The 15,092-nt window shown below is 26.8% G+C and carries 15 protein-coding genes; 8 read left to right on the forward strand and 7 right to left on the reverse strand.

Translation table 11 applies throughout. The annotated features are described in order from the left end of the window. Positions 1–81: 81 nt before the first annotated feature. Positions 82–1,845, reverse strand: coding sequence for a DUF2207 domain-containing protein (locus tag NSA23_RS05835; RefSeq protein ID WP_042680434.1), 1,764 nt, complete (start codon positions 1,843–1,845; stop codon positions 82–84). A gap of 238 nt (positions 1,846–2,083) precedes the next feature. On the opposite strand from NSA23_RS05835, the gene NSA23_RS05840 reads away from it, so the two are divergent. Beyond that, complete coding sequence (locus NSA23_RS05840; protein ID WP_042680432.1) at positions 2,084–3,067, forward strand: biotin--[acetyl-CoA-carboxylase] ligase; 984 nt, start codon at positions 2,084–2,086, stop codon at positions 3,065–3,067. Here the strand turns inward: NSA23_RS05840 and hydF are convergent. The 4 genes from hydF to NSA23_RS05860 form a co-directional block, all read right to left on the reverse strand. Beyond that, positions 3,052–4,257: a [FeFe] hydrogenase H-cluster maturation GTPase HydF gene (gene hydF / locus NSA23_RS05845; RefSeq protein ID WP_042680430.1), complete on the reverse strand. Its 1,206-nt coding sequence runs from the start codon at positions 4,255–4,257 to the stop codon at positions 3,052–3,054. The genes NSA23_RS05840 and hydF overlap by 16 nt on opposite strands. An 11-nt stretch (positions 4,258–4,268) precedes the next feature. Then, complete coding sequence (gene hydG / locus NSA23_RS05850) at positions 4,269–5,669, reverse strand: [FeFe] hydrogenase H-cluster radical SAM maturase HydG (protein WP_246119185.1); 1,401 nt, start codon at positions 5,667–5,669, stop codon at positions 4,269–4,271. Then, complete coding sequence (gene hydE / locus NSA23_RS05855) at positions 5,662–6,708, reverse strand: [FeFe] hydrogenase H-cluster radical SAM maturase HydE (RefSeq protein ID WP_042680426.1); 1,047 nt, start codon at positions 6,706–6,708, stop codon at positions 5,662–5,664. The genes hydG and hydE overlap by 8 nt, the downstream gene beginning before the upstream one ends. A 153-nt stretch (positions 6,709–6,861) precedes the next feature. Next, positions 6,862–7,422, reverse strand: coding sequence for a biotin transporter BioY (locus NSA23_RS05860; protein WP_257490330.1), 561 nt, complete (start codon positions 7,420–7,422; stop codon positions 6,862–6,864). Positions 7,423–7,638: 216 nt separating this feature from the next. On the opposite strand from NSA23_RS05860, the gene NSA23_RS05865 reads away from it, so the two are divergent. Genes NSA23_RS05865 through NSA23_RS05880 form a run of 4 tightly spaced genes read left to right on the forward strand, consistent with a single transcriptional unit; the run spans position 7,639 to position 10,208 of the window. Next, positions 7,639–8,013, forward strand: a complete 375-nt coding sequence (locus NSA23_RS05865) for a GntR family transcriptional regulator (RefSeq protein ID WP_042680422.1) — start codon at positions 7,639–7,641, stop codon at positions 8,011–8,013. Between the two features lies 1 nt (position 8,014). Next, on the forward strand, positions 8,015–8,869 hold the full coding sequence (locus NSA23_RS05870; RefSeq protein WP_042680420.1) for an ABC transporter ATP-binding protein: 855 nt from the start codon (positions 8,015–8,017) through the stop codon (positions 8,867–8,869). Between the two features lie 3 nt (positions 8,870–8,872). Further along, positions 8,873–9,508, forward strand: coding sequence for an ABC-2 transporter permease (locus tag NSA23_RS05875; protein ID WP_042680418.1), 636 nt, complete (start codon positions 8,873–8,875; stop codon positions 9,506–9,508). Between the two features lie 43 nt (positions 9,509–9,551). Next, entirely contained in the window at positions 9,552–10,208 is a 657-nt protein-coding gene (locus NSA23_RS05880; RefSeq protein WP_187116647.1) for an ABC-2 transporter permease, read from the forward strand. 20 nt (positions 10,209–10,228) lie between these two features. On the opposite strand, the gene NSA23_RS05885 is transcribed toward NSA23_RS05880, so the two are convergent. Further along, positions 10,229–11,569, reverse strand: a complete 1,341-nt coding sequence (locus tag NSA23_RS05885; RefSeq protein ID WP_042680414.1) for a D-serine ammonia-lyase — start codon at positions 11,567–11,569, stop codon at positions 10,229–10,231. Positions 11,570–11,716: 147 nt separating this feature from the next. Between NSA23_RS05885 and NSA23_RS05890 the strand changes: the two genes are divergently transcribed. Genes NSA23_RS05890 through NSA23_RS05900 form a run of 3 tightly spaced genes read left to right on the forward strand, consistent with a single transcriptional unit; the run spans position 11,717 to position 14,555 of the window. Next, positions 11,717–12,613, forward strand: a complete 897-nt coding sequence (locus NSA23_RS05890; protein WP_042680412.1) for a DNA adenine methylase — start codon at positions 11,717–11,719, stop codon at positions 12,611–12,613. Between the two features lie 11 nt (positions 12,614–12,624). Further along, the gene (locus tag NSA23_RS05895; RefSeq protein ID WP_042680410.1) at positions 12,625–13,548 is read left to right on the forward strand and encodes a type II restriction endonuclease; all 924 of its coding nucleotides are present in this window, start codon (positions 12,625–12,627) and stop codon (positions 13,546–13,548) included. Between the two features lie 14 nt (positions 13,549–13,562). Continuing rightward, the gene (locus NSA23_RS05900) at positions 13,563–14,555 is read left to right on the forward strand and encodes a TRM11 family SAM-dependent methyltransferase (RefSeq protein WP_075052112.1); all 993 of its coding nucleotides are present in this window, start codon (positions 13,563–13,565) and stop codon (positions 14,553–14,555) included. A gap of 36 nt (positions 14,556–14,591) precedes the next feature. Here the strand turns inward: NSA23_RS05900 and NSA23_RS05905 are convergent, their stop codons facing one another. Further along, entirely contained in the window at positions 14,592–15,068 is a 477-nt protein-coding gene (locus NSA23_RS05905) for a DsrE/DsrF/DrsH-like family protein (protein ID WP_042680408.1), read from the reverse strand. Positions 15,069–15,092 lie beyond the last annotated feature (24 nt).

Here is a 15,092-nt window from a genome sequence, read left to right on the forward strand (position 1 = left end):
AATATGGTATTGAATTTGATATATTAGGAATATGAAACAAGTCGGGAATTTTATTCCCGACTTGTTTCATATTTATATATTTTAAATATTATCAACTTTTTTCTTGGAAAACTTTTTTCTGTTACCAATACTATTGTTGTTGTGATTTAAAACAGGTTTAAAGGCTTTTTCTACACTTTCATATAGTATATTTCTATTTTCAGAGAAAAGGCACCAATACATCCAAGGATTTTTAATGAGTTGAATATCTGATATTGAATTTTTAAACTTATATAATAAATTTTTATCTATACCAAAAGCTAAAGCATAAATTAGAGTCATGTCTAAGGGGTATATTAAATATTCTTCAGTAATATCTATTTTCTTAGTATTCTTCATGTGTTTTATAAATTTTTTCCATTTTTTATATTCTATATGACCTTCATCAGTTTTCCTAGATAGCAATGTTAGGCCATATATAAAAGTAATAATAGAAATTATAAGGGGAAATAGTCCATATATAACTCCATATGCTAAAGTTGCTATAGAGATAATAAAGAATATAAAAGAAATAATAGCTAATAAATGACCACATCTTCTGACTTTTGTGTTAAAATAGCCTCTTTTTTCAGTTTCTTTTTTTGCTAAACTCTGCCATGTATTAAAGTCGTCTAAAAATTTATCACTATAATTTCTACTATATTGACCTATACTTTCGATATCTACACTATTTCCTGTACCAATATTATTTATAATCCAATTTATAAAAAAAACTTCATGTTCTAATAATTGGTCATTTTCATTTTCAACTTTTATAATATTTAAATTTGCAGGTTTTTCTTCTATTTTTAAATAGTTTTTTCTTACTAAATCAAGAATTGTAGCTATAATGATATTTATGTTTTTATATGAAAGAGTTAAGTAACAAGCAACAGCAGGTGTAATATCTTCTGGAATAATATTAGAATTTATTTTTTCATGTACATTTACTTTTCTTCTCAAAATTGAGATAAGTAATATTAGGCCTATTATACCAATTCCAGTAGTAATTAGAGAAGTATAAGTTAATATTTTAATGATTTTGTTCTTCTGTATTTTTTTATTTTCCATTTCTTTAATAAGGTTATTTTCCTCATTTAAAATTTTATCATAGACATTTTGATCTGATGAATTAGATGATTTTGGAATAAACTTATTTGGAAAAAGTACTCTTCCCTCTATAAAAGTGTTCTTTGGAATGTCTTCAGTTTCTATATGAATTAAATTCTCATCTTTAAAATTAATAGTACTGTTTAAAGGACCATGAGAAAATACTTTAACTCTATTATCTTTATTCTGCGGTAATTTAATATTGACTGAAAAAAAATCTATAGGTATTTCATTGTCTTCCCCTAAAAATTGATACTTTAATTCACCAGTATCCTTATATTTTTTTGCTAGATTCTTTATAGTGTATTGAATTTTAAAAGTTTTTTTATCACCCTTTGAATGAGAATATATATATATGATTTTTTTGTTTTTATTAGTCTCTAAGTCAAATACCCCAGAGTCAGCTTTCTTTTTGTCATTAGTTTTACCATATTCTATTTCTTTCCCTTCTAAAATTTCATACACTTTAATATTGTTAATTTCATTATACTTATTAAAAACTATTTCTCTAAATACATTATTAAATTTTTTTGTTAAATCAAAGGTTATATATTCTTCAATATACAAATCTCCATTTTCTAAGAGCTCAGATTCAATTAGCCATCTAGAGATTGATATAGAGTCATCAGCATGGATTTTTAATGGGAAGCTTAATAATACAATAAATATTAAAGATACAATTGAAATCTTTTTAATGAAATTTTCTATTTTACACATCTCCTTTCTATTTCCTTGTTTAAATTATATTACCATTATTTTGTTTTTAGTGTCAAATTTTTAATTAAATATAAAAAAACATTATAACATATAGTATGGAGGAAAAAATGAAAAAATGGAGAATATATAACTAAAGGACATGATTAGATTCTTTTAACTATGATAATGTTAAAGAAGACTTAGGATATATGGAAGCTTTTACTGAAGAATGTGGAGAATTTTATAGAAAGGGATTTTAATGAGAGAAAAAATTCTAAGATTATTAAAAGAAAATAGTAATGATTTTTTATCTGGAGAAAAAATTAGTGAAAATTTTGATGTAAGTAGAGCTGCAATATGGAAACATATAAATACTTTAAAAGAAGAAGGTTATGAAATAGAATCAGTCCCAAGGAAAGGATATAGACTTATTTCATCACCAGATATACTTACCTATGGAGAAGTAGAAAACTATTTGGATACAAAGTTTATTGGAAGAGAAATACATTACTTTAATACCATAGATTCTACAAATATAAAAGCTAAAGAAATAGCCCAAGAAGAAACAGAAGGTACAGTGATTATTTCAGAAGAGCAAACTTTGGGTAAAGGAAGACTTGGAAGGAGTTGGGCTTCTCCAAGTGGAAAAGGTATTTGGATGTCTATTATACTTAAACCGCATATAGATCCAATGAAAGTAGCTAAGATAACCCAAGTAGGAGCAGCAGCTGTTTCACTAGCATTGGAAGATTTGAATATAAAATCTTATATTAAATGGCCTAATGATATAGTCATGAATGGGAAAAAAGTATGTGGTATCCTTACTGAAATGAGTTGTGAATTAAATATGATTAACTATGTAATAATGGGTGTTGGAATAAATGTAAATTTAAATAAGGAAGATTTTAAAGGAGAAATAGAGAAAATAGGTACATCTATTAAAGTAGAGACTGGAAAAGAAGTAAATAGAAAAAAATTATTAGGTTTCTTTTTAAATAGATTCGAAAAATTATATACTACTTTTGTAAATGAGGACAATTTTAAAGATACATTAGGCATTTGTAGAGACAAATCAATACTTATAGGTAGAGAAGTAAAAATTATAAGAGGTAAAGATGAACAAAAAGGAAAAGTAATAGATATAAGCGATGAAGGAGAATTGTTAGTTGATTATGGAGATAATAAAATAGAAAAGATTATGTCTGGAGAAGTATCTGTAAGAGGGCTTTACGGATATGTATAGCCCTCAGAAAACAATTCTATACTTCTATCTATTATTCCATTTAGATAAGCTAGAACTATTCCATAATTAGTTATAGGAATAGTTTTCCTTTTACATATTCTAATTCTATTCTCAATTTCCTTTTTATTTACCATACATCCTCCACAATGGATTATAAGATTGTATTTTTCAATGTTTTCACTAAAGTTAAAACCAGATTCAAAGTAGAAATTAAAGCTTTTTTTAGTTTTTTCCTCAAGAAGCTTTGGTATTTTAACTCTACCTATATCCTCATGACTAGTATTGTGAGTACAGTTTTCAGCTATAAGAATATTTGCTCCATTTTCTAATTTTTCTATAGTTCTAGCTCCTTGAATAAATTCTTTCAAATCACCTTTATGTCTAGCAAATAAAATAGAAAAAGAAGTAAGTTTAATATTTTTAGGAACTATTTTATCTACCTTTTTAAATATTTGAGAATCAGTAATTACTAGATTTACATCTTTTAAATCTTTTAATGCAGATTTAAGCTCCGTATCTCTTACAATATAGGATTTAATGCCATGGTCTAGACAATCTCTTAAAACTTGTACTTGAGGAAGAATAAGTCTTCCTTTTGGAGCTTGTTTATCAATAGGAACTACAAGAATTATCTTACTATTGTAAGGTATTAAGTCTCCAACAATAGGCAATTCTTTTTTTGTATTTTCAATTTCTTTAATTAGTCTATTTTTAAGTACATCTATATTTATTTTTTTAGTAGAAGATATAAATATAGATTCTGGATATTTAGCTTTTATTTTTTTGAGTTTTTCACTATTTATTGTATCTATCTTATTTATAACATGAATATAATTTGTATTATATTTTTCAAATAATTGTCTCATATTTTCAAAAAAGTCATCATCTATATTATTTGCATCCATAATATATAGAGCTATATCAGTTCTTCGCATTATAGATATACTTTTTTGTATTCTTAAATAACCTAATTGGCTACTATCATCAATTCCAGCTGTGTCTATAAATAGTACTGGACCTATTGGATTCAATTCCATAGCTTTCTTTACAGGATCAGTAGTAGTACCTTTTACAGGGCTTACTATAGATATTTCTTGATTTGTTAAAGAATTAAGCAATGAAGATTTTCCTGCATTTCTTTTTCCATAAATAGAAATAACTACTCTATTTGAGTTTGGGGTATTGTCCATTTTTTCACCTCTTATAAATATACATCTCTATGGCCTTCTTCTATGAGTTGCAATTTTTCTTTAATATTAATTTTTCTTTTTGAATTTTTCTTAGATATTTTTTCTAGTTCTTTTTCTATAAGTTTTTCGCCAGTCTCTTTAGTTTGATCTGAAGCATAATCTAAAAGGTATTCTTTTAAAGTAAGTATACCATTAGCTTCACAATAATTTTGTATATTTCCAGGTTTAGCTACGCACATGAAATTTTCTCCTGTTCTTCCAGATCTATAGCATGCCGTACAAAATGAAGTGAGGAAGCCAGAATCATTCATTTCTTTTACTACTTCATCTAAGGAACGATTGTCACCTAGTTGAAATTGTTCTTTTTCAGGTACCTGATCTCCTACAGTATAGCCTCCTATTCCAATATTTGAACCTGCATCTATTTGTGATATCCCAAGAGGAATTACTTCTTTTCTTACTTGGGAAGTTTCTCTTGCAGTTAAAATCATTCCAGTATAAGGAACAGATAGACGTAATATGGCAACAATCTTTTTAAAATCTTCATCAGAAACTTTATATTTTGCTTGGTTATAAAATTTAGTATCTATAGCAGGTTCTATTCTAGGGAAAGAAATAGTATGAGGTCCTACTCCAAATTTTTCTTCTAAATGTATAGTATGTTTTAAAAGTCCCATGACTTCAAACTTCCAGTCATAAAGACCGAATAATGCACCTATTCCTACATCATCAATACCTGCTTCCATAGCTCTATCTAGTCCATATAACCTCCAAGTATAATCTCCCTTTAAATCTGCTGAGGGATGTAATTTTTCATAGGTTTTGTGGTTATAGGTTTCTTGGAATATTTGAAAAGTGCCTATTTCTGCTCTTTTAAGTATTTTATATCCCTCAATATCTAATGGAGCAGCATTTATATTTACTCTACGAATTTCTCCTCTACCTTCCTTAGTATTATAAACAGTATTCATAGTATTTGCTATAAATTCTGCATCGTAATCAGGATGTTCTCCATAGACTAATATAAGCCTTTTATGCCCACTATTTTCAAGAATTTTTACTTGTTCTTTAAGTTCTTCTTTAGTTAAAGTTTTACGTACTATGGATTCATTAGATCTTCTAAAACCACAATATAGACAATTATTTATACATTTATTGCCTATGTATAAGGGTGCAAAAAATACTATTCTATCACCGTAAATATCTTCTTTAATTTTTTTGGCAGCTTCGAATATTTCTTCTAACAATTCTTTATCATTAACTTGGAGAAGTTTAGCAGTTTCTATAGGTTCTAGACGAGTTTTGCTTAGAGATTTGCTTATAATTTCTCTTATTTCATTTATATCTGATTTTTTTCCTTTTTCAAGAAGCTGAAAAATTTCCTCATCATTAATAAAATCTTCCCTATACATTCTCATTCCTCCTAAAATTTAGATTATCTCCTCTTTCCATATTTATAACAAAACCAATATTTTTAGCTTTCTTTTTCAAAATATTTAATTCTTGGATATCCTTAGTTTCTTTATTTTTATAAATTTCATATTTTTTTCTTACATGTGAGGGAGAAATATTTAGCATAATTACATTGGCACCAGCTAAAATTCCTCTTTCAAACCCATATTCATATATAGTATTTAATGCAGTAGTTACTGGGATTAGGGCATCGGGAAGAAGCAATCTTATGAGAGCAATAAGTACAATGGTTTTTTCTGCAGAACCTATTTTTTCTTTTTTAAGTGGTGTATCAGGATGGGGAATTAAAGGGCCTATTCCTACCATAGCAGGCTCTAATTCTTTTAAAAAAAGCAGATCTTCTGCTAATACTTTGTTAGTTTGATTAGGTAGTCCTACAATGAACCCAGCACCTGTTTGATATCCAATGTTTTTTAAATTATAAAGACAATTTTTTCTTTCATTCCAATACATTTTTGGGTGGATACTATTATATATTATTGGGTCAGCAGTTTCATGTCTAAGTAAGAATCTATCAGCACCAGCCTCAAAAAGCTTTTCATAAGATTCAAAACTTCTTTCGCCAATAGATAGTGTAACAGCTTTATCTGGGTATTTAAATTTTATTTCTCTTATTAAATCTTCAAGGTATTCATCAGTATAATATAAATCTTCTCCACTTTGTAATACAAAGGTACTATAACCTAATTCGCTACTTTCTTCAAGAGATGCAAGTATTTCTTTTTTATCTAGTCTATATCTATCTATGTTTGAATTATCTTTCCTTATGCCACAGTAGATACAATTATTCCTACAATAATTAGAAAATTCAAGAAGACCTCGTATAAAAATTTTATTTCCATAAGTTTCAAATAGTGTATTTTTAGCTAAATTAAAAAGATAATTTTCCCACTCTTTATCTATATTATCTAATATAAAAATTATTTCTTCTTTATTCAAACAATTTGTTCTATAAAGTTTATCTAAAATATTTTTCATAGTATTTTAAAAAGAGAATCCTCCTTCCAGATTCTAATTTCCTATGTCTTTGACAATATTTTAACAATTACTAATAATAAAGTCAATAAGGAGAGGCAATAATGACAAAAATTTCATTTTTAAATAAAAAGTAGATGTCTGTTTTTTAGACATCTACCTTATTTGTGTTTCTTTTATAGTCAGTGGTATTATTTTTGTTGCCACATAAGATGAAATAAAACATTTAAGAATATCTCCTGGCAAGAATATTATACAGCCAGTTTTCAAGGCTGTTATAAAAGATATTTTTTTAAGCAAAATCTTATTTAAAATTACATACATATAAGGAACTCCAAAAGTATAGATGACTAAAGTTCCGACTAAAGTAGCTAAAAATATTTTTTTAAATGTAAAATCTCCATTATTATGAGTTATTAATCCTACTACATATGAAGCAAATATAAATCCTATTAAAAACCCAAAGCTAGGACTAAAAATTGATTGAGGACCTCCTGAAAAACCTACAAATATTTTAACACCGGCAAGTCCTAATATTACATAGATAAGCTGAGATAAACTGCCAAGTTTAGCCCCTAATATAAGTCCAGAAAGAATAGTAAATAAACTTTGAAGTGATATAGGAACATTCCCTATTGGAATACTTAAAAAGGCTCCTATAGCTGTTAAGGCTGTAAACAAAGATACTAAAACCATATCTCTAGTACTTATTTTCATATTAAAGAATCTCCTTTCATATGTAAATTAAAAAATATAAATTGGTTTACAATACTAATATACTTCATTCCATGCATATTGTCAACTAATATAATATAAGAGTTTACAATGTATGTAATATAAAAATATATTGACAAATTATTTAAATGTGTATATACTGTATATAAACAACATATACAGTATATACACTATGTTTTTTGAATAGGAGAGATTGAGATGAAAATAATTATTTCAAACTCTTCAAATTCTCCTATATATGAACAAATTTCTAGTCAAATGAAAGGGATGATACTTAAAGGGGAATTGGAAGAGGGAGATATGTTACCTTCTATTAGAAAGCTAGCTAAGGAGCTCCAAATAAGTGTTATTACTACAAAAAGGGCTTATGAAGAGTTAGAAAAAGAAGGATTTATTGAATCAGTTCAAGGGAAAGGTTCTTTTGTAGCTGGCCAAAATAAAGAACTTATGAAGGAAAAGAAATTAAAAATTATAGAAGAAAAACTTATGAAAGTAGTAGAAGAATGTAAAATTTTAGGACTTACTTTTGAAGAGTTAGAAGAAATGATAAAAATTTTATTTGAGGAGGTATAAAATGGGTTCTATTTTAGAAGTAAATAATTTGAGAAAAGAATTTAAAAATTTCACATTAGATAATATTAGTTTTAACTTAGAGCCAGGATATATTATGGGATTTATTGGACCTAATGGTGCAGGAAAGAGTACTACTATTAAGCTAATAATGAATCTACTTAAAAAGAATGGTGGAGAAATAAAAATATTTGGACTAGATCATATTAAGCATGAAAAAGAGATAAAGGACAGAATAGGTTTCGTATATGATGAAAATTATTACTATGAGGATTTGACTATAAAACAAATGAAAAGTATAGTATCAAGTTTTTATTCTAAATGGGAGGATGATGCTTTCAATAGATATATGAATGAGTTTGACTTAAATCCAAAATCTAAGATTAAAACATTGTCTAAGGGTATGAAAATGAAGTTTTCATTAGCAATAGCATTATCTCATAATGCAGATTTAATAATAATGGATGAGCCTACATCAGGATTAGATCCTGTATTTAGAAGAGAGATATTAGATATTCTCTATAATGTAATTCAGGATGAAAGAAAAAGTATATTTTTTTCTACTCATATAACTACAGATTTAGAAAAAATAGCAGATTATATTACTTTTATAAACAACGGAGAGATAGTGTTTTCTAAATCTAAAGACGAAATATTAGATACTTACGCAATAGTCAAAGGTGGAACAGATCTTCTTGATAGGGATGTAAGAAGTCAATTTATAGGATTAAGAGAAACATCAGTAGGCTTTGAAGGACTTACAAATGATGTTAATAATATTAAGAAGATGTTTAAGGAAGAAGTATTGATAGAAAGAGCAACTCTTGAAGATATAATGGTCTATACAGTGAGGAGGTAAAAAATGTTAGGAATATTGAAAAAAGATTTAAATCTTATGATTTCTGATAATAAAAATAGATTATTTTACCTATTATATATACCTTTATTATTTCTTATAGTTGATTCCTATGAGCCAAAATGGATGTATCTTGTTATATTGTATACCTATACTTATCTTACATCTATAACATCATTTTGGCATGATATATCTAATAAAACGAGCTATATGATAAATTCACTTCCCATTAGTAGAAAAGAGATAGTTATATACAGATATGTATCTACGTTTTTCTATTTTTTAATGACTATTGTGTATGTTGGGATTTATTTGTGGATAATTAATATTTTAGGAATAGCAAATGTGGATTATTTTAATTTAGAGATGATAAAGATATCTATACCTATTATACTTATTTCCACTTCAATAGTATATCCAGCATATTTCCGTTTTGAACCCAGATTAGCTCAGATAATCCATCTATTTATGTTTATAACTTTTTTTATAGGAGTAATGAACGTAGGATATTTAGGTAAAAAGTCTTTGGTAGATAATCTAAAATTTTTGAGTAATGGTAAATATATTCTACTTATATCTATATTTTTATATTTACTATCATTACTATTATCTATAAGGATATACGAAACCAAGGATTTATAAAATGAATTGGAGCTATTTTGTGATTTTAAATGGAGGTGATGCTATGTTTAGATTAGTTAAGAAAGATTTGAAATTATCTTTAAAAATAAATATTTTTGCTGTAATTTATTCATTGTTTATTTCTGTAATGGGAATGAATTTACCTAATTATCCTCTTGGTAACATAATGTATATATTAGGAATTATTATGTTAGTATTTATTTCTGTAATATATTCTAATGGCTATGATGATAAGAATAAAACTGAAGTGGTTTTAAATAGTTTTCCCATTAAAAGAACAGATATTGTGAAAGGAAAATATATGACTTTAATAATTTTTATGCTTATTAGTTGTGTTCTGGCCTATTCATTTACTAATATAATAAAGATAATCGGTTATAATGTGGATGGTAATGTCGTGAGTATTTTGGATATTATTGCAGCTATAACTATATTATTTATATTTTATTCTGTATATTATCCCTTGTACTTTAAATTAGGTGATTTAAAGGTGTTTAATACTATTCTTTGGATGCTAATGTTTGCTTCACCATCTATCATTACTAAGATAGTTAAAAAATTAGAAGCAAAGGGATTATTAGATAAAATAGCAAGTTTCGATTTAAAGGAAATAAGTTTATATACCCTAATATTTTCTATAGCAATATATTATATCTCATTTCAGATATCTAAAAAATTATATATGAAAAGAGAATTTTAGAAGGGCAACTTGCCCTTCTTTTACCTGAATAATTTTCCTTTTTTATAATACTCATTCATTATATTCCTTGGTACTAAACTTCCTCCAGTTGCCCAGCAAATATGGGTTATATTGTCTCTTTTATCTAGTAAACCTTGTTTTTTAATGTATTCTAATCCTTGTTCCTTAGACAAAAATACAGGACCCATAAATCCAGCTAAGGCTGAAGGTTCTAAATAGATATTTTCTTCATCTGCTAATATAGACAAAAATTTATAAAGTCTATTGTCATCAATAGTATAAGAGCCACTTAATATGTTTTCCATCATTTCCCCTATAAAACTAGAAGGTCTACCTACAGCTAGTCCATCAGCGTCAGTTTTATTATCTATTCCAAAATCTTGAACGCATATTTTATTATGGAGCTCAGTCATAAGGCCTAGTATCATAGCAGGAGAGTGGGTTGGTTCTGCAAAGGAACAATGGACACTGTCACCATAGACTAATTTAAGACCATAGGTAACACCTCCAGGACCTCTACCAACTCCACAAGGCAAATATACAAATAAGGGATGATCTTTATCAACTAATATATTCATTTCTTCAAGCTGTTCTTTAATTCTATAGCCTGCTACTCCATATCCAGTAAATAGATCCTTAGAGTTTTCATCATCTATGAAATAACTATTTGGATCTGCATCTGAAAGTTTTCTGCCTTCTTCTACAGCCTTTGAATAGTCAGATGAATATTCTATTACCTCTACTCCTTTATTTCTTAGGAGGTCTTTTTTCCACTGTTTTGCATCAGCAGACATATGTACCTTTACTTTAAATCCTAGCTTTGCACTTATTATTCCTATACTTAAGCCTAGATTGCCAGTGCTTCCTACTTGAATAGTATAGTTGGAGTAAAAACTTCTAAATTTATCACTATTAATTTTAGAATAATCATCATTTATGGAGAGGATGCCCTTATTTATGGCTAATGTTTCAGCATGTTTAAGTACTTCATATATTCCACCTCTTGCTTTAATAGAGCCAGCTATAGGTAGATTGCTATCAAGTTTCACTAGTAGATTTCCAAATATTTTAGTGTTTAAATCTTTTTCAATATGGTTTTTCATACTAGGTATTTTGGTTAATGGAGATTCTATAATTCCACCTAATTTTTTTGTCTCAGGAAAAGCATTTTCTATGTAAGGAGCAAATCTATTTAGTCTATCCTTTGCATTCTTCACATCTTTTCCTGAAGTCTTAAGGTCATTTTTTATATTCTCAAAGCTTTTATAATTAGGATTTATCCAAAATATTTCATTCAAATTTTTTATTTCTTTTATAAGAGGTAAATCTTTTTCTAAGGAATTAAAATTTTTACTTTCCATTTCTAAAACCCCCTTTATCTTATATACCTTATATTATCACAAAAATATTTATATAAATAATTGTGTAGTGGTGTTTGCATTTAATAAGGCTGATTGATATAATTAATCTACTCAAAACATATTAATTATAAAATGTAGGTGATAAGTATGAAGTTAGGTGAAAAAACATATGCAAAACCTTTTGTTAAATGGGCAGGAGGGAAAAGACAGTTAATCGCCGTAATAAATGAAAGTTTACCAAGCGAGTTAAAAGAAGGTAAAATAACAAGGTATATTGAACCTTTTGTAGGTGGTGGAGCGATGTTATTTTATTTATCACAAAATTATAAGTTTGATGAAATTATAATTAATGATTTAAATTTAGATTTAATTAATATATATATAACCATAAAAAATGATGTAAATAAGTTGATAGAGGAACTTAGAAAATTATCATATGAATATTTTAAATTAGACAATGAAGACAGAAAGGACTATTATTCTACAATTAGAAGTAAATTTAATAATGATGGATTAGATGAAATAAAAAAATCTGCTTATTTTATTTTTCTAAATAGGACTTGTTTTAATGGTTTATATAGGGTTAATAAGAAAGGACAATTTAATGTTCCCTATGGAAAATATAAAAAACCTTTAATTTTAGATGAAGATAATTTATTAAATGTATCAAAATTATTGCAAAATGTAACTATATTTAATAAGGACTTTGAAGATATGGATACTTATATTGATGAAAATACCTTTGTTTATTTCGATCCTCCATATAGACCATTAAATAAAACTTCAAGCTTTACATCTTACAATGAATATAAATTTGATGATAGAGAACAAATAAGATTAGCAAATTTTTATAAGAAATTAAGTAGTAGAGGTGCTAAATTAATGTTGAGCAATTCTGATCCTAAAAATGTAGATAGTAGTGATGATTTTTTTGATATTTTATATAAAGAAAATAATATTATTAGAGTGGGTGCAAAAAGAAATATAAATTCAAATGCAAACAAAAGAGGAAAAATTAATGAATTATTAATTTTAAATTATTAGGGGGCTTATAAATGTTGTATTTAGAGACTTATAAAAGATTAGGTCTTAAAGACGAGAATGAAGTTTTCGACTATTTTATAAACAATCTAAAACATTCTAATAGAACTTTTGAATACTTTATAGACTGGGGTAAAGTTTTTTGTAATATAGAAAATATAGAAATTGAATTAAATATGTTAAATTATTTAATAGGTAAAGAAAATATACAAAATGAATTTAAAAAGTTAATAAAAGAGTATCCATCTGTGGTTTCAACAATACCGATTTTGGTAGCTGTAAGAGAAAAAAGCATGGAAGTATTGGTAGATTTTAAAGGGGGAAATTGGAGATATAAAAATTATTCCTTTAAAAAGAAAAGAAACTATTCTGATGATGAAATTAATGATATTATAGAGTTTTGTGATAATATAGGCTTATTAAAACTTTTTTCTAATAAAAAAATTAAAAATATACTTGATTACTGCATAGGGCTAGAGGTTGGTATTGGAACTAATGGTCGTAAAAATAGAAGTGGTAAAATAATGGAAAATATTATAGAATGGTATATTAAAGAAATATGTAAAAAATTAAAGTTAGATTATATTTCACAGGCTACAGGTAAAAAAATAAAAAAGAAATGGAGTTTAGATTTACCAATAGATAAATCCTCTAGGCACTATGATTTTGCTATTAATAACAAGCAAAAATTGATATTAATAGAAACTAATTTTTATTCTAGTGGAGGTTCAAAATTAAAGTCAGTGTCTGGGGAATTCAGAAGTTTAAATGATTTTCTTATGAAAGAGGATATTGTGGATAAGTTTATTTGGATTACAGATGGAATTGGGTGGAAAAGTTCCCATAAACCATTGCGAGAAACATTTGAGAATAATGATTACTTATTAAATACAAAGTTAATATCAGATGGTGCATTAGAAGAAATTATAAACTTATAAGGGTGAAAAAAATCATGGCTAAGAAGTTTAAATGTTTATTTTGCAGTGAAAAGCTTTACAAAAATAAATATTTATCTCACCTAAAGGATAATCATAGACATAATTATAATAGTTTATTAAAGGAGATATTGAAATTAAATAATGCAGGCTATACTATTAAAGAAATAGAGAATCATATACCTTTACCAGAGGGATTAATATCAGTTCAGCTAAAATATTTAAGTAAAAATAAAAAGAACTATAATATAAGGGAACCATTGAAAGTAGATAGTTGGGCTCCTGAAAACTTTGCTTTGGAAGCTACAACTGTATGGAGTTTTCCTGAAAGAGGGAAATGGGCTACCCATAATGGAAAGTACAGGGGTAACTGGTCACCTTATATACCTAGAAATATTATACTTAGATATTCTGAAGAAAATGATACTGTATTAGATCAATTTTTAGGTAGTGGAACTACATTAATTGAGACAAAATTATTAAAAAGAAGGGGAATTGGTGTAGATATTAATTCTGAAACGGTAAAATTGTCAAAAGAAAATTTAAGATTCAATAAAAATAAGGAATATCAGCCAATTATTTATAATGCAGATGCTAGGAATCTAAACTTTATTTCTGATAATAGTATCGATTTAATATGTACTCATCCACCCTATGCTAATATAATTAAGTATAGTAAAAATATAAATGGCGATTTATCTCATTTGAATATAGATAAATTTATTATAGAAATTAGGAAAGTTGCAGAGGAATCGTTTAGAGTACTAAAAAATAATAGATATTGTGCTATACTAATAGGTGATACTAGAAAAGATAAACATATAATACCTCTTGGCTTTAAAGTGATGGAGGAATTTTTAAATGCTGGATTTGTGCTAAAAGAAACTATTATTAAAGAACAACATAATTGTAAGGCTACAGGGTTTTGGTATAATAAAAGTTTGCAATATAATTTTCTTTTAATAGCCCACGAATACTTATTTGTTTTTAGGAAAAATTGTAATTATTAAATGGCCTATTATTGTAGTAAGGCCATTTAAAAGCATTTATATAAATAATTGTATATTTGATTCTAATGCATCTTTTAAGTATTCTTCTGCAGTAATTATTTTTACTTCAGGAAGTAATTCTTCTTCTTTAAAACCCATTACCTCTAGAGATAATTTACAACCATACATAGTTACATCTTTTTTTATAGCACCATCTAAAAAATCTGTTAAGGTTGGTGTTTCATTTTCTTCCATCATATCTTTAAGCATCTTCTTTCCAATTCCACCAACGTTCATCTTAGAGAGAGGAAGTTCCTCTATACCTCTAGGAGTTAAATTTGCAAACATTTTTTCATAAGTTGTTTTATCTTCATCGGTCATTTTTTCTGGATCTCTTATAAGGCAAAGTCCCCAAAAAGCAAAAAATATAGTTACATTCATTTCCATTTCTTTTGCTGCATTAGCTAGAATAAGAGCTGCTAGTGCTTTGTCGTATTCCCCACTAAACATTAGAATATTCATTTTTTTATTCATTGAAAAACCTCCTTTTTATTAGTT

Source organism: Anaerosalibacter massiliensis (assembly GCF_024623155.1).
GTDB classification, from domain to species: domain Bacteria; phylum Bacillota; class Clostridia; order Tissierellales; family Sporanaerobacteraceae; genus Anaerosalibacter; species Anaerosalibacter massiliensis.